A 20,164-nucleotide genomic window follows, 5' to 3' on the forward strand; every position below is an offset into this window, starting at 1 on the left:
GGACTTGCGAACGCGACCCCACTTCTCAGGCAGGTATGAATAGATCCGCGCGGACGGCAATTGCAATTCGTTCGCTTACGTGGGAACAGTCAGGCCCATGATCACACCCGCGTGATATTGGAGACTCAGGATAACCTGCTCCCCTGAACGTCTATCCAATCTAGTCACTATCGCAGTCGCCCCCGCGACGCCGAGCCGAGAGGCGCCACCGCCGCGGGAACGACAGTGCAGTTAAGCCGTACCGGTGCCGCCGCGGTTGGCATTGCCGGGCGTCTGCATTTCATGAGTCTCGGCCTGGGTATCGGCGTTGCTCACCTGAGACTCCAGATCGTCCGTGGGTCGATGGCTACGGATCCTTCGAGTGAGAGTGCTGGCACTGGCAGCTAGCTCATCGGTCATTCTGCCGGTAGCCGCCAAGGCGCGTTGCCCTGTTTCCACAACACTACGACTCACTTGCGTTCCGGTCTCCAAACCGCGACGGGCGACTTGCGCACCCAGATGCCCTCCCGCACGCCCCACGTCATATCCGAATTGCGCGCCAGTCCACGCGGCGTTACCCAGGGCGCGGGGAGCAGAACGCAGCGCTTCTTTTGGCTTGGCGTGATTGTCATCGTTAAGCCAAGCCTTGCCCTTGTCAGATAGTGTGCTCGTCATCGATGCAACGAAGGCCCAGATACCGAACGCAACGCCGGTTCCAAGCGTATTGATGGAGGTCCCCACAATGGTCTGAGCAGCAGGACCGGAAACCGCGTTGGTGCCCACGCGCTCGGCCGCAGCGCGAGCTGCGAACGTCGCGCCCAAGCCAAAGTACCCGCCGCCAAAGCTATTGGCGCTGATGAGCGCTTTGCCCGCAGCGTCAAGCGCATTGGCGGGCACGCCAAGGAGCATGTTGCCCAGTCGCTGCCCTCCGTGCCCAATGGCCGACAACACACTGCCTTGCTTTGCAGCCTTGTAGACAGAGAACCAGTCTTGTTCACCCTCCAGCGTGCGACGCACACTGGCCTGATCGGTCGTGTCGAGTGAAGTTCCCGCATCACGCAAGCCGAACAACAATGCCTCACCCCGCTCTTGCCGAGCGGTCTGAGCGTTATGCTTGAGGTTGGCCGTGGCGAGTCCAGATGCATAGTTACGCAGCGGTACCGCGATTTTATTGAACAGATCTGCAGCCTCGGGCCGACCGGATAACCTCAACGACGCCGATACGGTCCCGGTAATGACCGCACCGACCAGGTAGGTTTGAATCTGCTTGGCATCCTCAAGCGCTTCGCGAAGAGCCCCCTGCTGTTTGGCTTCCAGTCCCCTGGCCACGTCAGGGTGAAGTTTGTCTGCTGGTGCTTTGAGAAAGAAGGCGTCCGCTTTCGCTTCCGCGAACAGGCGCTGGAAGAACTCATCCGGGTAATGGGCCTCCATGCCCCCTACCCCGCCCTCGGCCGCGGCTTTGAGCAGTCCATTGTCGATTTCGCCGAACACGAACTTGGTTACATCGCTGACAATCTCGGGCTTGGCAAACTGGGCGGCCACGACGCCGGTAAAGGGAAGACCGCCCACCAGGGCGGTTCCGTGAGTCGCATAACGATCGAGCCGGCCAGCATTTTCCATGGTGCTGCGGATTGCCGCGAGGTTCTCGCCTTCTTGCAAAAGCCGCTCGCTTCGGCTGTCCGCGATCGAATCCAGCATCTCGTGCTGTGCTCGCGCCAAATCAGCCTCAGCGGGGGTCGCCTGGGGTGACACGGGCAGACGATACTGCGCAAAGCGATCTCGCATGTAGTCGCGTACAGCGGTGCGCTCTACAGGGTCGGTTATGGCGCCGACGCCTTGGGCCTGCACAGCATGCTGGGCGGTTTCTGCCTGTGCCCTATCAGGGGTGTGAAGATGTGCGACGTGAGATCCGTTGATATCCATCAGATAGGCCTCATTGTTGAATAGCCATTGCCAGGGGTGTCAGAGCGCGTACGAGTTATGCCAACGACTCTTCCTTTGTGCTGCCCTAGCACTGAATTGAGCGTGAATCGGACAGGAGAATGATCCGCGTGAATCACGCAGTGGGCTGAGTGTGAGTGGTTGGCGAACTCAGCCGGTTCCATGGATAAGGCGTCGTGCTGGCAGGTGAGGAACGAGCCCTGCTGGGGTCGCTGATCGCCCCCTCTGGCATAGGCTAAGGTCGCGGGGGACATTGCTAGCGAAGGAGACTTTTTGGAGCGCTCAAATGCATCCGGCTAGCGGTGTGCTGTCTCCCGCCATCAGGTTCAGACATCCAAGGTATTCTTGCGGGCGAAGGTTTACGTCTGCGTGTAAACTTGCGCCCTTTTTTCGATTCATCCTGGGCCGATGTCACTCCATGTGCCGTCAGTACGTCTGTGCCCTTTGATCATTGCCAAGGCGACATAGCTTTTGTCGCGGGGGGATGAGCCCGTTGGCAAGCGGTAGGCCGTGCCGCCTGCGCTTAGAACCCCTGCAAACCCGCTAAAACGCACTGGAAACACGCACCTCCGGAGACCGCATGATAGAGCCATCCAAGCCAGTAATTACGCGCGCTGAGCCATCTAGAAGGTTCTCCGTGGCCCCCATGATGGATTGGACCGACCGCCATTGCCGGTATTTCCTGCGCCTACTCTCGCGCCACGCCCTGCTCTACACCGAAATGGTCACCACCGGCGCCCTGCTGCACAACGACGCCGCCCGTTTCCTGCGCCACGACGCCTCGGAGCACCCGCTGGCCCTGCAACTGGGCGGCAGCAACCCTGCCGAACTGGCAGCCTGTGCGCGCCTGGCGCAAGAGGCCGGGTACGACGAGGTCAACCTCAACGTCGGCTGCCCCAGTGATCGGGTGCAGAACAACATGATCGGCGCGTGCTTGATGGGCCACCCCGCGCTGGTGGCCGAGTGCGTGAAGGCGATGATCGACACAGTGCAGATTCCGGTGACGGTCAAGCACCGCATCGGCATTAACGGCCGCGACAGCTACGCCGAGCTTTGCGACTTCGTCGGCCAGGTCCGCGATGCCGGCTGCAGGAGCTTCACCGTGCATGCCCGGATCGCCATCCTCGAGGGCCTCTCGCCCAAGGAAAACCGTGAGGTTCCACCGCTGCGCTACGACGTGGCCGCGCAGCTCAAGCGGGACTTTCCCGACCTTGAGCTGATACTCAACGGCGGAATCAAAACCCTGGAGGAATGCCGCGAGCACCTTCAGACCTTCGATGGCGTGATGCTAGGACGCGAGGCGTATCACAATCCTTACCTGCTGGCCGAGGTGGATCAGCAGTTGTTCGGCAGCCAGGAACCCGTGGTGAGCCGCAGCGAGGTGATGGAGCGGTTGATGCCGTACCTGGTAGCGCACGTCGAGTCCGGTGGGGCCGTCCATCACATCACTCGACACATCCTCGGCCTCAGCCAAGGCTTCCCAGGGGCGCGGCGCTTCCGTCAGTTGTTGTCGGCGGACATCCACAAGGCCGCAGCGCCCTTGCAAGTCGTGGAACAGGCGGCTCAGTTACTGCAGGGCCGGTAAGGGGAACCCTGGGCACGGAGCGCACTCGAACAGGGATTCGCCCTGCGCCCCTCGCGCCTCGGACAACCCTCGTGTTCGGCCTTGAGCGGCTGTCAGGGCTGGGGTAATGTCGAGACACTCACAGGACAGAGCACGCCCATGACTTCCAAGCTGGAACAACTCAAGCAGTTCACCACCGTCGTCGCCGACACCGGAGACCTGGAGGCCATCACTCGCCTCAAGCCGGTCGATGCCACCACCAATCCGTCGCTGCTGCTCAAGGCCGCCGCCATCGAAGGTTATGCCGACCTGCTCAAGCAGGTGCGCAGCGATGCCAAGGGTGATGTGCAACTGGCGTGCGACAAGTTTTCGGTCGCGGTCGGTGCGGGCATTCTCAAGGTCATTCCGGGTCGCATTTCCACCGAGGTCGACGCGCGCCTGTCGTTCGACGAGCCGGCGCTGCTGAATAAGGCGCGTCAACTGATCGCGCTGTACGAAGCGGCTGGCATCAAGCGCGATCGCGTGCTGATCAAGCTGGCGTCTACCTGGGAAGGCATCCGCGCTGCCGAGAAGCTGGAAAAAGAAGGCATCCAGACCAACCTCACCCTGCTGTTCTCCTTCGCCCAGGCTCAGGCCTGCGCCGATGCCGGAGTGTTCCTGATCTCGCCGTTCGTAGGTCGTATCTACGACTGGTACAAGAAGAGCACCGGCAAGGAATACACCGGTGCCGAGGATCCAGGCGTGCAATCGGTCACGCGCATCTACGACTACTACAAGACCAACGATTACGACACCGTGGTCATGGGCGCCAGCTTCCGCAACGTTGGGCAGATCGAGCAACTGGCTGGTTGCGACCGACTCACCATCAGTCCGGAACTGCTGCAGCAACTGAGCGACGACCAGGGCGAACTGCCGCGCATCCTCAAGCCGGGCTCAGCCGGCGAAGCCAAGCAGGTGCTGGACGAAGGCCAGTTCCGCTGGGCGATGAACGAAGATGCCATGGCTACCGAAAAACTGGCCGAAGGCATCCGTCAGTTCGCGCGCGATCAGGAGAAGCTGGAAAAGGTCATGGCGGAAAAAGCCTGATACATCTGGTGATTGTGCAACGGGCGGGAAATACTCAGTATTTTCCGCCCGTTTTGATTTGATGGTCTCGATGAATCCCTCACTGCCCGCAGTCCTCGCCGGCCCTGTGCTTCGACGCCTGGAGTCGCAACGCCTGGCTATCTGGTTGGTCGGCTCACGCCCATTGAGTCCGCAATTCGTACTGCCAGGCCTACCAATCGAACCCCTACAGCGGTGCCAACGGGTTGCGATGGGGCGCCATGCATTCGTTCACCTGCTTGAGGTGCAATTCGACGCGCCTCTGCCCGAAGACGTCGAACTGGAGTACGACCTGCGTCTGGACAACGGCCTGGGTATCGCCGACTGGGCGCCTCACCTGATTTATCCTGGCAGGCATCTGCCCAATTTCGTGCTGCGCAGACGCGTGGACAACCTGCTCCACGGCTCCTGTCGCAAGCCCCATCATTCTGCGCCCGACGGCCTGCTGTGCGCCGATCGCTTGCTATTGGAGAGCCTGGCACCGCAGCAGCGCCCCGCCCTGCTGCTGATGACGGGCGATCAAGTCTATGCCGACGACGTAGCCGGCCCTACCCTCAAGGCCATCCACGGGCTGGTCGAGTGCTTGGGCCTGTTCGACGAAGCCCTCGACGGCGCGCTGGTCGACAGCGGCGAGGCCCTGTATCGCCACCCGGCAGGCTACTACCACCGCGCCGACCTGCTGCCGTCACACGAGGGCAACGAGCCGCTGCGGCGCCGCTTTTTCCGTGGCAAGCGCAAGCCGATCTTTTCCTCGAGCAATGCCGACAACCACTTGGTGACTTTGGCCGAAGTCATGGCCATGTATCTCTTGGTGTGGTCGCCGACGCCTTGGACACTGATCTCGCTCGTGATGCCAGAAGGCCTGTCGGCTGAAGATCAGCAGCGCTATCAGGCTGAACAACCCTTGATCGAAGACTTCCGCGACGGACTTGACCACGTGGCGCGGGTGATGGCGCATCTGCCGTGCCTGATGATCTTCGATGACCATGACATCACCGATGACTGGAACCTGTCGGCGCAATGGGAGCAGACCGCCTATGGCCATCCTTTCTCCCGGCGGATCATCGGCAATGCCCTGATCGGATACCTTGTGTGTCAAGGTTGGGGTAACGACCCAACGGCCTGCTCACCCCTGATCCAGACCTTGCAGCGATTGACCGAGGACACTGGGCAGCGACAGCTCATCGCCTCGCTGCAAGACAGTTTGATAGAAGCTCTGCTGCGCTTTCAGTCCTGGCATTACGACTTGCCCTGCGACCCACCTCTGCGCGTTCTGGACACCCGTACCCGACGCTGGCGCAGCGAGCGCGACCTGAAGAAACCCTCGGGCCTGCTCGACTGGGAAGCCCTGTGCGAATTGCAGCAAACCCTGCTCGATCATCCGTCGGCAATCATCGTGTCACCCGCGCCGATCTTCGGCGTCAAGCTGATCGAGACGGTACAGCGGGTATTCAGCACGCTGGGCTATCCGCTGCTGGTCGACGCCGAGAACTGGATGGCGCACCGCGGTGCCGCGCAGGTGATCCTGAACATCTTCAGGCACTCGCGCACACCCGGCCATTACGTGATTCTCTCCGGCGATGTGCATTATTCCTTCGTGTACGAAGTACTGATCCGACATCGCCAGCGCAGCCCGCACCTCTGGCAAGTGACCAGCAGCGGTATCAAGAACACCTTTCCACGCAGGCTTCTGGACGTGATGGATCGGCTCAATCGCTGGCTGTATGCCCCGCGCTCACCGCTCAACGGTTTCACCCAGCGCCGCGCGATGGAAGTGGTGCCACGCCTGCCGAGCCGCAGCAAGGCGGGAGAGCGCTTGTGGAACGGTTCGGGGTTAGGGCAGGTGTTCTTCGATGATGAAGGCCGCCCGGTACGGGTGCTTCAATTGAACGCCGATGCAAGCGAGGCCACCGAGTTCGTCAGAACGCACAGACCCGAGCACTGACGCGGTCAGATCAGGACCGCTCCAGCGCACTCACCAAGTCACGAAACGCTTCGCGGTTGGAGTCGTTCAGGCCCATCAGGATCTTGTGCGCCTCCAGGACCTTGGCACGCACGACTTCCTCGTTCTCGTCCTGGGAAGGCAGATCGCTCAGGCAGTCTGGGCACGGCAGGGGCCGATCGACGATATTGAACACCTGATCGAAGCCCATCGACTGCAGCAGCCGGGAAATATCCGGGTTTGTGGTGACCACAGTGGGCAGTAGGCCGACCTTCTGACGCGAAAGAATCGACAGCTTGGCCAACAGACCCAAGGTGGTGCTGTCGATGCTCTCGGTCTCGGTCAGGTCGATGACGATGGCCGAGAAATTCAGCGCCGTGAAGATCTTTTCGATCGTCGCATCCAGGGCTGAACACAAGGTCAGGCGCACTTCACCGACGAATTTCAGTACGAAGGTACCGTTCTGCTCGGCGAACTGGATTCTACCGGTACTCATGGAAGGTTCCTGCTCAACACCAATAGGGCGATATCATCCGGCATCTCCCCAAGCGTAGCTAATCCGAATCGACTGCGCAGTCCGTCCAGACTGCCCTGCGCGTCTTTGACAATCTCCGGCAAGTTTGCCTCTTTGTCTTTGAGTGTGGCCCCAGGCAAAAGGTCCAGGATGCCATCGGACATCAGCGTAAGGCTGAAGCGCGGCGGCAATTCCAGCACATGGTCCTGATAGGTGGCTTCGTCGAACAGCCCTACCGGCAAGCCACGCCCCTCGAGGTAGCGTGCCTGGCCTGGGGTATACAACACGGGCAACGGCAGATGGCCGCCCACGCTGTAGGTCATCAGTCCGGTGTCCTCGTCGATCACTCCGCCGACCATGGTCACATGCTTGCCCAGCTTGCAGTTGATCAGCCCACGGTTGATGTGCGCCAGCACCTCGGACGGCTTGAAGTCGCGCATCTTGCCGTTGCGTTTGAATTCGAACAGCAAACGGGTGGTCATGAACTTGAGCAGCACGGTGACGAACGCCGACGAAGCGCCATGGCCGGACACGTCCGCCAGGTAGAACGCTACTCGACGTTCATCGACACGGAAGTAGTCGGTGAAGTCGCCCGACAGGTACAACGAGGGAATGATCTGGTGATCGAACGACAGGTCGCCCGCCGTCCAAGGCTTTTCCGGCAGCATGTTCATCTGCACCTGACGCCCGGCGGTCTGGTCTTCCTGCAACAGATGCAGACTGGCTTCCAACTCACGATTGGCCGCTTCGAGCTTCTCGCGGTAGCGCTCGTTTTCCAGCATCAACCGCGAGCGATCCAGCGCGCGGCGTACCGAGTGCTCGAGTACGGCGAGGTCTTCCAGCGGCTTGATCAGATAGTCGGCCGCGCCCAGGCGCAGGGCTTCGACTGCATCGCTCATCACCCCGGCACCGGACACCACGATCACCGGCATTTGCGGAGCCTGCTCGGTGATGCGACGGATCAACTCGAGCCCGCCCATCTGAGGCATGCGCAGATCGCAGATAACGAGTTCAGGCTGGTGTTCTTCGAAGACCTGAAGCCCCTGTTGGCCATTGATGGCCTGAAGGACGCTGAAGCCACTGTCTTCCAGATACGCGGCGAGGCTTGCACGGACCACGTCGTCGTCATCGATTATCAGCAGCGTTGCACGGGTTTTCTGCATGTGGGCGAACGGCGCCGATTGGTTGGCGTAGCGGACATCGGCAAGGACGACGGTCGACTACTTGGAATACTGATGACCGCTGCGCGCGAGGTGGACAGCAAGGCTATCCGGCGACGCGCAAAGGTGCCTGTAAGGCGCAGACGGTACTCCCATCCGCTGGGCGTTTCAAGCATGCGAGGATGGAGTGCGCAGGCCTAATCACCTGAGGTTATTGGAGACCAGGTTTTGGCTCACTAATGGATATAGCCAAGCCGTTTGAACTCGGCGTTATCAGCTCGTGACGTGCGCGTCGTGCCCACGTTCGCAGACGAAAAAGGCGATCCGTGGATCGCCTTTCCTGTTGACGGCTCAGAAGTCGTCCTCGACCTCGCCATCCTTGACCTTGAACTCCCTGTTCTGCAGGTAAGCGTTGCGGATGAAGATGTACTTGTCGCCTTGTATCAGCTTCTCTGCCGGGAGCAGGCTGGCGCGGGTATCGACCACATCGAGCGCGAAGATCGAGTTGCGCGTCGGCACATGGTCGATGTAGCGATAGGGTTCGGTGAAGGAATCCGGGTACTTGGACAAGCCATCGCGCACGGTGCTCGGCCCCAGCAGCGGGATGACGACATAGGGCCCGCTGGGCACGCCCCAGTAGCCGAGGGTCTGGCCGAAGTCTTCATCGCTGCGCTGCAGACCCATGCGGGTGCCGACATCGAAGAAACCGCCCAGGCCGAAGGTGGTGTTGACGATCAGCCGCGCCGTGTCGACACCCGCAGCATGAGGCTTGAGCTGGAACACATTGTTGACCAGGTTGCCGACATCGCCCAGGTTGCGGAAGACGTTGTGGATGCCATCTTCGAGGAACTGCGGGGTCACGGCCTCGTAGCCTTTGGCCAACGGTCTCAGGGCGTAAGTATCGATCACGTCGTTGAAGCGGAAGATCGGTCGGTTGACCGCTTCCCATGGGTCGTCCTCGGTGGCCGCCTGGGTGGCGGCCATCGGCGCCAGCAGCAGGCTGGCACAGACACAGGCCTGGGTGATTCGCTCGATCACACCGGCACCGATCCTCTGCATAGCTGTTTCTCCATCGGGTTTCACGGCGGCAAGCACCGGATGGCGCTGCGCGATAGGGCGCCAGTATACGGGCAATCTGGCTGGCGGCGAGCATGGCATATCTTGCCTGATCGCGTAGTGTTCATCTCGCTCTTCATGTGACTGTCACACCACCGTCACATAGAGACTCTAGCGTGGGCGATATTTCAGGGATGTTGCCATGCACGAAGCCCCCGCCCCCACTGCCGTGCTATTCGGCCTGCGCGGCTGCCTGGTCCAGGCTGCGAAGGGTAGCCCCCTGCCCGCCCCCGGCGCTCTCGACACCCTGGCGTCGCTGCACGCGCAACAGGTGCCCTGCATCTGGCTCGATGAACTGGACAGCGAGCACAGCACTGCGCTGACCGCTGTGCTGCCGAGTTGGTTACCCGGCCACGCCGCCAATGGCTCGCCTTGGCCTTCCCCGAACGCCTGCTGGCAAGCGTTGATGTCACTGAGCAGTGCCCGCCTGGACGGATGCGTCCTGGTGAGCGGCGAACCGCGCCTGCTGCAGGCAGGCCTGAATGCAGGACTATGGACCGTGGGCCTGGCCACCTGCAGCCCATCGTGTGATCACACCTCGAACCGGTGGCAGGCCATGAGCGTGCAGGAGCAGGAACTGGCGCGCGGCAAGTCCACCCTTGAACTGTTCGGATTGGGCGTGCACTCGGTGATCGACCATCTCGAAGCGCTCGACACCTGCCTGGCAGACATTGCCCACCGTCGACGCAAGGGTGAAAAACCCTGACAGCGCGGCTTGATGCCGATCATGCAAAGCGTCAGCAAGTGGATTACGCTTGCAGTCAGGTCAGAACCTTTGCGCCTGCGCCGAGGTCCATGGCTTGCCAAGTCATTGATGGAGAACAGCCAATGCCCGCCCGCGAATTGCAAGAACGCCTGAACAGCCTGCGCGAGCAACTGGATCGAAACGTACCGCTGTCGGAAGAGGAACTCACCGGCCTGCGCGAGGAAGCACGACAGATCGAGGCGCAAATCAAGCTCGAAGAAGTCTCGCCAGACAACAATCTGGTTGATGGCGTGAATCTCGCCGTCGAGCGCTTCGAAGTCGATCACCCCGACCTCACTGCCACGCTGCGCGACATCATCACTCGCCTGCACAGCATGGGTATCTGATACGCCGCTTGGGGCTGCAGGTGCAGCCCCGAAGATGAACTTACTGGCGCACCAGCCTGCCGTTGCGCGGGCTGATCGGCGCGGTGCTGCGATAAGGATTGATATCAAGCCCGCCCCGGCGCACGTAGCGTGCATACACCGTCAAGTGCTCTGGCTGCAGCAGGCGCAGCAGATCCAGATAGATCCGTTCCACGCACTGCTCGTGGAAATCGGCATGCTGGCGGAAGCTCACCAAGTAGGTCAGCAGGCTGGCAGGATCCAGCGCCCTGCCCTTGTACTCAACCATCACGCTCCCCCAGTCCGGCTGACCCGTCACAGGGCAATTGGATTTGAGCAGATGGCTGTGCAAGGTTTCTTCGACCACGCGGTCAGGATCGCAGCGCAGCAGCTCGGGCTGTGGTTCGCCATAGTGGCTGATGGTCACATCCCGCGAATCGATGCACTGCCCTGGCAGGGCCATGACCCCCTCGTTTTGCACGTCGTCCAAGCTCCGCACCCGCACACGCACCGGTTTACCGGCGGCGGCAGAGAGGTCTTGCTCAAGACACGCCACCAGTTCCTCGGCAGAGGCGAACACAGTCTGGTTCAACGAGTTGAGGTAGAGCTTGAACGACTTGGATTCGATGATGTTGGGCGAGTCGGCCGGGATGGCGAACTCGCCGATGGCCACCACTGGCTTGCCTGAAGGCAGCAGCCAGGACAGCTCGAAGCAGTTCCAGTAGTCCACGCCCTGCCACGGCAGCGTTTGCGCAGTGACGCCCAGTTCGGCCCACTTGGCCGCTCGGGGGATCGGGAACAGCAGCGAGGGCGTGTAGATGGCGATGTATTCGCTGGACTTGCCCAGCGGGGAGTGTTCGGCGGCGGGATGCATGTCTCTGACCTGAAAACGCGGAAATGCGCCCATTCTACCGGTTTTGCCGCCCGCCTTGGGCGCCGCTGTCACTCGATGGTCAACTGACCGACCATGCCCGCCTGGTAATGGCCTGGCACGTTGCAGGCAAACTCGATGGGCGCCGACTGGCGGAAGGTCCAGGTCAGCTCGGCACGCTGTCCTGGCTGGACCAGCACGGTATTGGCCGCGTCATGGCCGTGCGCAGCGTGGCCCATCTGTCCATGATCCATACCGGCCATGGCGGCCATTTCCTTCTGATGCTCGGCGTGCATGGCCGCATCGCCCAGGTTGAACTCGTGAACCAGCTTGCCTTCGTTGATCAACACGAAGCGCACCGTCTCCCCCGCCTTGACCTGCAACTTGCCTGGTTCAAAGGCGATATCTTTGAGCACTACCTGCACGGTACGGGTGGCTGTGCTGGCTGGAGCAGGCTCGCCGAAGGCGAACGACTTGGCGCCGTCCGCAAGCGCCGGCAGGCTGGCAAAGGCGAAGGCAGCACTGAGGATCACAGATTTCATGGAGACTCCTGGCGTAGGTGGACAATGGCGCCACTCTACGGTCAGCGCGCTGGCGGCGGGCTGACCGGCAGATTACAACGCTGTCAGCTTGGGCACGCTGACGTTGGCTCACGTATCATCGTCGTCAATTCCCTTGGCAGCCGAGCGCGCCCACGGCGCGAGCAGGCCAACGCTCTTGTGTGTGGACACCCCATGAAACTGTTGATCGTCGAAGACCAGGCCCGCACCGGCCAATACCTGCGCCAGGGCCTGAGCGAAGCGGGCTTTGCCACGGAATTGGCCGACGATGGCGAAACCGGAGAATTTCTTGCCCTCACCGGCGATCACGACCTGCTGATCCTCGACGTGATGCTACCCGGCCGCGACGGCTGGCAGATCCTCCAGGCCGTGCGCCAGGCTGGACTGGACACGCCAGTGCTGTTCCTTACCGCGCGCGATGCCGTGGCCGACCGTGTCCATGGCTTGGAACTGGGCGCCGACGACTACCTGGTCAAACCCTTCGCCTTCTCCGAACTGCTCGCTCGGGTTCGCAGCCTGCTACGACGCGGCTCAAGCCCGAGCCAGGACAACGTCCTGATCCTCGCCGACCTGCGCCTGGACCTGCTGCGCCGCCGCGCCGAGCGTGCCGGTAGTCGCATCGACCTTACCGCCAAGGAGTTCGCCCTGCTCGAACTGCTGCTGCGCCGCCAGGGCGAGGTGCTGCCCAAATCGCTGATCGCCTCGCAGGTGTGGGATATGAATTTCGACAGCGACACCAATGTCATCGAAGTCGCGATCCGGCGTCTGCGCCTGAAAATCGACGAAGGCCATCCCGGCAAGCTCATCCATACCGTACGCGGCATGGGCTACGTGCTCGAAGAGCGTGCCGACTGATGCCGCGCCTGTCACTGGGAGGACGCCTGGCCCTGCTGTTCGCCGCCTGCACTGCAGCCGTTTCCCTGACCGCAGGACTGCTGTTCAGCCAGGCCAGCGAAAGGCACTTCGTCGAGCTCGATCAGCAGTTGCTCAGCGCCCGCCTTTCGCAACTGCGTACCGCCCTTGCCCATGTCGACTCCCCAAGTGCACTGGAGGCCAAAGTGCCAGTGCTGCGCAGCGAACTGAGCCACCAGGCAGACCTGGCCCTGCGCATCCGCGGCAACGATGACACGCTGTGGTTCGACAGTCGCACCGGCTTGCCCGAGGAACCTCGCCAGCCGGGCTTGGCCACCCTGCACAGGGGCAGCATCGCCTACCGCAGCCTTTCCGAGCGCGTAACAGGCGGGCAGGTCACGCTGTTTCTGGACATCACCCATCACCAGCATTTCCTGGAGCGCATGCAGCAATTGATCTGGCTGACAGTGGGCCTGTCCGCGCTGGTCACCGCCCTGCTCGGCGCCTGGGCGGTCAGGCGGGGACTACGCCCCTTGCGCCAGATGGGAGCGGTGGCGGCCAGTGTCAACGCCCGCTCGCTGACCACTCGCCTGCCGGTGGCGCAACTGCCGGAGGAACTGGCCGAGCTTGGCCAGACCGTCAACGCCATGCTGCAGCGCCTGGAAGATGCCTTCGTGCGCCTCTCGGCCTTCTCCGCCGACATTGCCCATGAGCTGCGCACGCCGCTGTCGAATCTGCTCACGCACACCCAGGTCACGCTCACCCGGCCGCGCAGCCTGGACGAGTACCGTGAGGCCTTGCACGACAATCTCGAAGAGCTGCAGCACATGGCGCAAATGGTCAACGACATGCTGTATCTGGCCAAGGCTGACCATGGCTTGCTCATGCCTAACCGAGAGCGGCTGGACCTGGCAGCGGAGGTCGATGCCCTGCTCGACTACTACGCCGCACTGGCCGAGGACGCCGCCATCACCCTGCGCCGCCAAGGCCAGGCGCACCTGCAAGGCGATCGCCACATGCTGCGCCGGGCGCTGTCGAACCTGCTGGAAAATGCCCTGCGCTTCACGCCGCCAGGCGGAACGGTCGAGGTGAGCGTGTCACCCGACCTGCGCGTGGACGTGGCCAACACCGGACCGGCCATCGCCGAGCACGCCCTGGCGCGCGTGTTCGACCGCTTTTATCGAGAGGATCCGGCACGCCATGAAGGCAGCACCGAGCATGCGGGGCTGGGGCTGGCGATCACCCGCTCGATCGTCCAGGCCCATGGCGGCTCGATAAGCGCGCACTGCAGCCAAGGCTGGACACATTTCGTGATCGAACTGCCCCAGCCATGCTGAGGTAGCGCCAGGGCAGGCCTCACTCGTAACGCAGGGCCATCGCCGGCTCGATCTGCGACGCCCGGTACGCGGGGTACAGGGTGGCAAGGAAGCTCATCACCAGCCCGGCGCTACAGATGATCGCCACATCGCCCCACTGCAGTTGCGACGGCAGGCTGCTGATGAAGTACAGGTCGGAGGTGAAGATGTGCTGCCCGCTGGTACGCTCCAGCCAGCCGACGATAGCGCTGACGTTGAGCGCACCGATCACGCCCAGCACACCGCCGATCAAGGTGCCGACGATGCCGATCAGGCTGCCCTGAACCATGAAGGTGCCCATGATCTGCGCCGGCGTAGCGCCTAGGGTGCGCAGGATGGCGATGTCCGCGCCTTTATCGTTCACCACCATCACCAGCGTGGCGATGATGTTGAAGGCCGCCACCGCGATGATCATCAGCAGCAACAGGCCGATCATGGTCTTCTCCATCTTCATCGCACTGAACAGGCTGCCCTGGGTGTGCGACCAGTCGTCGGCTCGATAGGCCGTGCCGAGGCGGGTGGCGATCGCCTTGGACACCTGCGGCGCCGCGTACAAGTCACGCAATTTCAGGCGTACGCCCTGCACCTGGTCGGGCGCCCAGCGTTGCATCTGACCGGCATCGGCAATGTGGATATAGGCCTGCGAGCCGTCCAGCTCGGCACCGACCTTGAAGATGCCGACCACGGTCAGGCGCTGCATGCGCGGGGTGATGCCGCCCGGCGCACTGCTCACCTCCGGAACGATCAGCGTGACCTTGTCGCCGGTGTTCAAGCGAAAGCGACGCGCCGTAAGCTCACCGAGCACTACCCCATAATCGCCCGGCTGCAACGCCTGCAGCGAGCCCTGGACGATATGCTCGCCGACGATGGACACCTGGCCCTCCTCGGCCGGGTCGATGCCACTGACCTGGATCGGCTGCATGACGCCCTTGTACGAAAGCATGCCCTCCATTTCGGTCAAGGGCGCGGCGGCGACCACGGCCGGATTCTTCAGCGCGGCCGTGGCCACGCTGCGCCAGTCATCCAGCGGCTGAACGCCGAGAATACTGGCGTGCGGCACCAGGCCCAGCACGCGCGAACTCATCTCGCGCTGGAAGCCGTTCATGACCGACAGCACCACGATCATCGCCAGCACACCCAGTGACAGGCCGATCATCGAAGTCATGGAAATGAACGAGATGAAGTGGTTGCGGCGCTTGGCACGGGTGTAGCGGGCACCGATGAACAAGGGCAAGGGTCTGAACATGTACGCGAACATCCAGTTGAACAGAGGATGGGGCCGCGCAGGCAGCCCCGTGCAGTCAGATCGAGACCAGGCGACCGTCTTCCAGGCTCAGCACACGGTCCATCTTGCGTGCCAGGCTGAGGTCGTGGGTCACCACCAGGAACGCCGTGCGCGACGCTGTCGACAGCTCTTGCATCAGTTCCTGAATGCCCATGGCCGTGTGGTGATCGAGATTGCCGGTGGGCTCGTCGAGCATCACCAGACCCGGCTGGTTGACCAGCGCACGGGCAATCGCCACACGCTGGCGCTCGCCACCGGACAGCTCGGCAGGCTTGTGATTCAGGCGATGCCCCAGGCCCACGCGCTCGAGCAATGCGGTGGCGCGCTGGCGGGCCTCGGGAATCGGCGTGCGGCCGATCAGCAGCGGCATGCAGACGTTTTCCAGGGCGGTGAATTCGGCCAGCAGGTGATGAAACTGGTACACGAAGCCCAACGCGCGATTGCGCAGCAGGCCGCGATCGCGCTCGCCCAACGCCGACAGCTCTTCGCCGGCCAGCCAGACGCTGCCCTGGGACGGTGTGTCGAGCCCGCCGAGCAGGTTGAGCAGCGTGCTCTTGCCCGAGCCGGAGCTGCCGACGATGGCCACCCGCTCGCCTGGAAGCAGCTCCAGGCTCAACCCGGACAGCACCTGCACCGACTCCGGGCCCTCGTCATAGGACTTGCCCAGGTTGCGGCAACTCAGTACGGCTTTATCACTCATGCGCGACTCACTCATAACGTAGCGCCTCTGCAGGCTGGGTGCGCGCAGCACGCCAGGCCGGATACAGGGTGGCGAGGAAACTCAGGGCCAGCGCCGCACCACAGACCATCCACACATCCTGGGCGATGATCTGCGACGGCAGGTAATCGATGAAATACACGTCGGCGTTGAGGAATTTGTGCCCGATCAGCGTCTCGATGCCGGCGATGGCGGCGCTGACGTTGAGCGCGGCGAGGATGCCGACCACGGCGCCGATCAAGGTGCCGACCACGCCGATGACCGTGCCCTGGACCATGAAGATCGCCATGATCTGTCGTGGCGTGGCACCGAGGGTACGCAAAATGGCGATGTCGCCGCGCTTGTCGTTGACCACCATCACCAGGGTGGAAATGATGTTGAACGCCGCCACCGCGACGATCAGCAGCAGCAACAGGCCGATGATCGACTTCTCCATGCGGATCGCCTGGTACAGGTTGCCCTGGGTGCGGGTCCAGTCGCGGGCATAGTACTGCTGCTCGCCCAACTGCTTGACGATGTTCCAGGCCTCGCGAGGCGCCTGGAACAGGTCGTCGAATTTAAGCCGCAGCCCTTGCACCTGATCGGCTTTCCAGCGGTGCAGGCGCGACAGGTCGGACAAGTTGGTCAGCCCCAGGTACCCATCGATTTCGCCAGCACCCACGTGGAAGGTGCCGACCACGGTAAAGCGCTTCATGCGCGGGAACATGCCGGCCGGGGTGATGCTCACCTCCGGCGCGACGAACGTGACCTTGTCGCCGACCTTGACGCCCAGTTTGTCGGCCGCCTTGTCACCGATCAGGATGCCCCACTCACCCGGCGCCAGGCGGTCGAGACTGCCCTGCTTGATGAAGTTGTCGATGATCGACACCTCACGTTCACGCTCGGGCAGGATGCCGTTGAGCAGCATCTTCTGCACCTTGCCGTCATGGGTCAACAGACCCTGCATCTGGGTGAAAGGCGCGACCGCCTGGACATGCGGATTCTGCTTTACTTGTTGAGCGAGGGCCTGCCAATCGGCGATGGGCTGATCGCCTTCCACAGTGGCATGCGGAACCATGCCCAGCACGCGGGTGCGCATCTCGTGGTCGAAGCCGTTCATCACCGACAGCACCACGATCATGACCACCACGCCCAGGGCGAGGCCGATCATCGAGGTCAGGGAAATGAACGAGACGAAATGGTTGCGGCGCTTGGCACGGGTGTAGCGGGTGCCGATGAATACGAAGAGAGGTCTGAACATGTCGGGGCTTGTTCGCAGGAAAGGGAACGTCCTTGTGGCGAGGCGCCTGTGGCGGCTTTACACTCGGACCACTGCCGCAACCATGGGTTCGCCATGACGACACTAGACGAAGAAGATCGGCGCGAATACTACCGCATCGAAGATCGGATCGCACTGCAAATCAGCCCGTTGAGCGCGGCGCAAGCCCTTGATACAGAACTGTTGCTGGATGATTCGCCGCTGTTCAACCTGCTCAGCGAACTGCACTTGTCCGACTTCGAAGCCCAGCACCTGTTGCGCCAGCTCAGCGACAAGGACCGCACCCTGGCCGCCTTTCTGCGCGCGCAGAACAAGCGCCTCGATCTGCTCAGCGCAGTGGTGGCACAGACCCTGCTCGGCGAAATCGGCGAGCCGCAACGGGTGATCATCTCCGAGGGCGGCATCGAGTGCGTTCAGGCGCAGAAGATTGCCCCGGGCACCCGGGTGAAAGTGAAGATGGTGCTCATGCCACGCGCCCATGGCCTGCTCTTGCGCGGACGCATCACCCACTGCGACCCACAGGCTGACGGCCAATTCGAGGTCGGCACCGAATTCACCGACATGAGCGATGCCGAACGCCAGTTGCTGGCCCGCTACATCCTGCAGCGCCAGCAACAGCAGCGCCGCCAGCAACTGGAACGGCAAGACCCGCAACCCTGAACTTTTCCCTCTCCCGACTTGAAGGAATGAACGTGACCCTGATCTACGGCCATCGCGGCGCCAAGGGCGAAGCACCCGAGAACACCCTGACCAGCTTCCGCCAGTGCCTGTCGCACGGCGTGCACCGCTGCGAACTGGACCTGCACCTGTCGGCCGACAACCAGTTGATGGTGATCCACGACCCGACCCTCAAGCGCACCACGGGCCGCCGCGGCAAGGTGGTCGAACACAGCGCCGCCAACCTTGTCACTTACGACGCCCGCCAAGGCGGTCCGGGCCATGTGCAGCCCTGCCCTATTCCTCGGTTGGAAGAACTGTTCGAAAAATGTGCCTTCGAGCACTGGCAGCTTGAGGTCAAAAGTGCGTCTCGTACGCGCGCCGCTACCACGGTGCTGGCCATTCGCGAACTGGCCCAGCAGTACGATTTGCTCGACAAGGTGACCATCACCTCGAGTTCACGGGAAGTGTTGAGTGCGGCCCAAGAGCTGGTGCCGGACATCGCGCGCGGACTGGTCGCCGAGTACGCCTGGCTCGACCCATTGAAGGTCGCGCAGAACTACGGATGCAATTTGCTGGCGCTGAACTGGACGCTGTGCACACCCGAGCGCCTGATCAAGGCCCAGCGCCAGGGTCTGCACGTGTCGGTATGGACGGTCAACGAGCCGGCACTGATGCGCCGACTCGCTGACTTTGGCGTGGACAGCCTGATCACAGACTTTCCCGGTTTGGCCAAGACCACCCTCGGGTAGGGCTGAAATCGGTCTCCCCGACCGGCTCAGGCCACCGGCCGGAGCCGCTCAAAAAAGCCGGTTCAGCCCGTCGTATGCCGCTACCCGATAGGCCTCGGCCATGGTCGGGTAGTTGAAGGTGGTGTTGACGAAGTACTTCAGATTGTTCAGTTCGCCCGGCTGGCTCATGATCGCCTGACCGATGTGCACAATTTCCGAAGCCTGATAGCCGAAGCAGTGCACGCCGAGAATTTCCAGGGTCTCGCGGTGGAACAGAATCTTCAGCATGCCCTGCGGCTCGCCCGCGATCTGCGCACGGGCCATGCTCTTGAAGAAGGCCTTGCCCACTTCGTATGGCACCTTGGCCTGAGTCAGCTCCTGTTCGTTCTTGCCGATCGAACTGATCTCGGGAATGGTGTAAATGCCGGTCGGCACGTCGTTGACGAAGCGCCAGCTACCATTGTCGACAATGCTGCCGGCCGCCGAACGGCCCTGGTCATGGGCGGCACTGGCCAGGCTCGGCCAGCCGATCACATCGCCGGCACCGTAGATGTTCGTCACGCCGGTGCGGTAGTTTTCGTCCACCTCGATCTGCCCGCGGCTATTGACCTTGATGCCGATGTTTTCCAGACCCAGCTTGTCGGTGTTGCCGGTGCGACCGTTGCACCAGAGCAAGGCATCGGCCTTGATCTTCTTACCCGACTTCAGGTGCAGGATCACGCCGTTGTCCAGCCCTTCGACCCGCTCGTAGTCTTCGTTATGACGCACGGTGATGTTGTTGTTGCTGAAGTGGTAGCTCAGCGCCTGGGAGATTTCCGAGTCCAGGAAGTTCAACAGCTGGCCACGGTTGTCCACCAGTTCGACCAGTACGCCCAGACCGCTGAAGATCGAGGCGTATTCGCAACCGATCACCCCAGCGCCGTAGATGATGAGCTTGCGCGGGGTGTGGCTGAGGCTGAGGATGGTGTCGCTGTCGTACACCCGTGGGTGATGGAAGTCGATGTCGGCCGGACGATACGGACGCGAACCGGTCGCGATGATGATGTGCTTGGCGTTGAGCTTTTCCACCACGCCATTGGGGCAGACCACTTCGACCGTCTGCTCGTCGGCGAAGCTGCCGGTGCCGACGAACACATCGACGCGGTTACGCGCATAGTAGCCGGTGCGCGAGGCGACCTGCTTGGCGATCACCTTCTCGGCACTCTTGAGCACGTCCGGGAAGGAGAACCAGCGCGGTTCGCCGATGGCCCGGAACATCGGGTTGGTATTGAACTGCATGATCTGCCGCACCGAATGACGCAGTGCCTTGGACGGAATGGTACCCAGGTGGGTGCAGTTGCCGCCGACCTGGCGACGACTGTCGACCATCGCCACCTTGCGACCTGCCTTGGCGGCATTCATTGCCGCGCCTTCACCGGCTGGGCCGGAACCCAGCACCACCACGTCGTAGTTGTAGACAGCCATGCGT

At 62.3% G+C, this 20,164-nt stretch carries 19 protein-coding genes; 9 read left to right on the forward strand and 10 right to left on the reverse strand.

The genetic code is table 11. From position 1 onward, the window contains the following. Nucleotides 1–231: 231 nt before the first annotated feature. Complete coding sequence (locus NJ69_RS10370; protein ID WP_039578741.1) at nucleotides 232–1,902, reverse strand: hypothetical protein; 1,671 nt, start codon at nucleotides 1,900–1,902, stop codon at nucleotides 232–234. A 598-nt stretch (nucleotides 1,903–2,500) separates the two neighbouring features. Here NJ69_RS10370 and dusA point away from each other — a divergent pair. From dusA to NJ69_RS10385, 3 genes are all read left to right on the forward strand, one after another. Continuing rightward, a complete protein-coding gene (dusA, locus tag NJ69_RS10375) occupies nucleotides 2,501–3,505 on the forward strand; it encodes a tRNA dihydrouridine(20/20a) synthase DusA (protein ID WP_039578743.1) in 1,005 nt (334 codons plus the stop codon). Nucleotides 3,506–3,643: 138 nt separating this feature from the next. Next, nucleotides 3,644–4,570: a transaldolase gene (gene tal / locus NJ69_RS10380; protein ID WP_039578746.1), complete on the forward strand. Its 927-nt coding sequence runs from the start codon at nucleotides 3,644–3,646 to the stop codon at nucleotides 4,568–4,570. Between the two features lie 61 nt (nucleotides 4,571–4,631). Beyond that, nucleotides 4,632–6,533 (forward strand): alkaline phosphatase D family protein, encoded by a 1,902-nt coding sequence (locus NJ69_RS10385; RefSeq protein ID WP_039578747.1) that lies wholly within the window; start codon nucleotides 4,632–4,634, stop codon nucleotides 6,531–6,533. Nucleotides 6,534–6,543: 10 nt separating this feature from the next. Here the strand turns inward: NJ69_RS10385 and rssC are convergent, their stop codons facing one another. From rssC to NJ69_RS10400, 3 genes are all read right to left on the reverse strand, one after another. Then, nucleotides 6,544–7,026: an anti-sigma factor antagonist RssC gene (gene rssC, locus NJ69_RS10390; RefSeq protein ID WP_029613011.1), complete on the reverse strand. Its 483-nt coding sequence runs from the start codon at nucleotides 7,024–7,026 to the stop codon at nucleotides 6,544–6,546. After that, on the reverse strand, nucleotides 7,023–8,207 hold the full coding sequence (gene rssB, locus NJ69_RS10395; RefSeq protein WP_039578750.1) for a two-component system response regulator RssB: 1,185 nt from the start codon (nucleotides 8,205–8,207) through the stop codon (nucleotides 7,023–7,025). Before rssB ends, rssC begins: the two co-directional genes overlap by 4 nt. Nucleotides 8,208–8,555: 348 nt before the next feature. After that, a complete protein-coding gene (locus tag NJ69_RS10400; protein ID WP_039578752.1) occupies nucleotides 8,556–9,263 on the reverse strand; it encodes an MlaA family lipoprotein in 708 nt (235 codons plus the stop codon). A gap of 199 nt (nucleotides 9,264–9,462) precedes the next feature. On the opposite strand from NJ69_RS10400, the gene NJ69_RS10405 reads away from it, so the two are divergent. Beyond that, the gene (locus tag NJ69_RS10405) at nucleotides 9,463–10,026 is read left to right on the forward strand and encodes a phosphonoacetaldehyde phosphohydrolase-related protein (protein WP_039578754.1); all 564 of its coding nucleotides are present in this window, start codon (nucleotides 9,463–9,465) and stop codon (nucleotides 10,024–10,026) included. A 122-nt stretch (nucleotides 10,027–10,148) separates the two neighbouring features. Then, nucleotides 10,149–10,412, forward strand: a complete 264-nt coding sequence (locus NJ69_RS10410; RefSeq protein WP_029613015.1) for a DUF4404 family protein — start codon at nucleotides 10,149–10,151, stop codon at nucleotides 10,410–10,412. 40 nt (nucleotides 10,413–10,452) lie between these two features. Here the strand turns inward: NJ69_RS10410 and queF are convergent, their stop codons facing one another. Further along, entirely contained in the window at nucleotides 10,453–11,283 is an 831-nt protein-coding gene (gene queF, locus NJ69_RS10415; protein ID WP_039578758.1) for an NADPH-dependent 7-cyano-7-deazaguanine reductase QueF, read from the reverse strand. A 68-nt stretch (nucleotides 11,284–11,351) separates the two neighbouring features. Then, complete coding sequence (locus NJ69_RS10420) at nucleotides 11,352–11,822, reverse strand: cupredoxin domain-containing protein (RefSeq protein WP_039578760.1); 471 nt, start codon at nucleotides 11,820–11,822, stop codon at nucleotides 11,352–11,354. A 192-nt stretch (nucleotides 11,823–12,014) separates the two neighbouring features. Here NJ69_RS10420 and NJ69_RS10425 point away from each other — a divergent pair, with 192 nt between their 5' ends. Both NJ69_RS10425 and NJ69_RS10430 read left to right on the forward strand, forming a co-directional pair. Further along, nucleotides 12,015–12,695, forward strand: a complete 681-nt coding sequence (locus NJ69_RS10425; RefSeq protein WP_029613018.1) for a heavy metal response regulator transcription factor — start codon at nucleotides 12,015–12,017, stop codon at nucleotides 12,693–12,695. Further along, the gene (locus NJ69_RS10430; protein WP_039583231.1) at nucleotides 12,692–14,029 is read left to right on the forward strand and encodes a heavy metal sensor histidine kinase; all 1,338 of its coding nucleotides are present in this window, start codon (nucleotides 12,692–12,694) and stop codon (nucleotides 14,027–14,029) included. Before NJ69_RS10425 ends, NJ69_RS10430 begins: the two co-directional genes overlap by 4 nt. A 19-nt stretch (nucleotides 14,030–14,048) precedes the next feature. Here the strand turns inward: NJ69_RS10430 and NJ69_RS10435 are convergent, their stop codons facing one another. From NJ69_RS10435 to NJ69_RS10445, 3 genes are read right to left on the reverse strand one after another with little or no spacing between them, the layout of a single operon-like run. Continuing rightward, on the reverse strand, nucleotides 14,049–15,293 hold the full coding sequence (locus NJ69_RS10435; protein ID WP_039578762.1) for a lipoprotein-releasing ABC transporter permease subunit: 1,245 nt from the start codon (nucleotides 15,291–15,293) through the stop codon (nucleotides 14,049–14,051). 55 nt (nucleotides 15,294–15,348) lie between these two features. Then, on the reverse strand, nucleotides 15,349–16,032 hold the full coding sequence (gene lolD, locus NJ69_RS10440) for a lipoprotein-releasing ABC transporter ATP-binding protein LolD (RefSeq protein WP_209435528.1): 684 nt from the start codon (nucleotides 16,030–16,032) through the stop codon (nucleotides 15,349–15,351). 7 nt (nucleotides 16,033–16,039) lie between these two features. Further along, the gene (locus tag NJ69_RS10445; protein ID WP_039578767.1) at nucleotides 16,040–17,290 is read right to left on the reverse strand and encodes a lipoprotein-releasing ABC transporter permease subunit; all 1,251 of its coding nucleotides are present in this window, start codon (nucleotides 17,288–17,290) and stop codon (nucleotides 16,040–16,042) included. A 93-nt stretch (nucleotides 17,291–17,383) separates the two neighbouring features. Here NJ69_RS10445 and NJ69_RS10450 point away from each other — a divergent pair, with 93 nt between their 5' ends. Both NJ69_RS10450 and NJ69_RS10455 read left to right on the forward strand, forming a co-directional pair. Continuing rightward, nucleotides 17,384–17,968 (forward strand): PilZ domain-containing protein, encoded by a 585-nt coding sequence (locus tag NJ69_RS10450; protein ID WP_029613022.1) that lies wholly within the window; start codon nucleotides 17,384–17,386, stop codon nucleotides 17,966–17,968. Between the two features lie 32 nt (nucleotides 17,969–18,000). Continuing rightward, nucleotides 18,001–18,717 (forward strand): glycerophosphodiester phosphodiesterase, encoded by a 717-nt coding sequence (locus NJ69_RS10455; protein WP_039578770.1) that lies wholly within the window; start codon nucleotides 18,001–18,003, stop codon nucleotides 18,715–18,717. A 48-nt stretch (nucleotides 18,718–18,765) separates the two neighbouring features. Here the strand turns inward: NJ69_RS10455 and sthA are convergent, their stop codons facing one another. After that, nucleotides 18,766–20,160 carry a Si-specific NAD(P)(+) transhydrogenase gene (sthA, locus tag NJ69_RS10460; protein WP_029613024.1) on the reverse strand — a complete coding sequence of 465 codons (1,395 nt, stop codon included), beginning with the start codon at nucleotides 20,158–20,160 and terminating at the stop codon, nucleotides 18,766–18,768. Between the last annotated feature and the right edge of the window lie 4 nt (nucleotides 20,161–20,164).

This window comes from Pseudomonas parafulva (assembly GCF_000800255.1).
GTDB lineage: Bacteria > Pseudomonadota > Gammaproteobacteria > Pseudomonadales > Pseudomonadaceae > Aquipseudomonas > Aquipseudomonas boreofloridensis.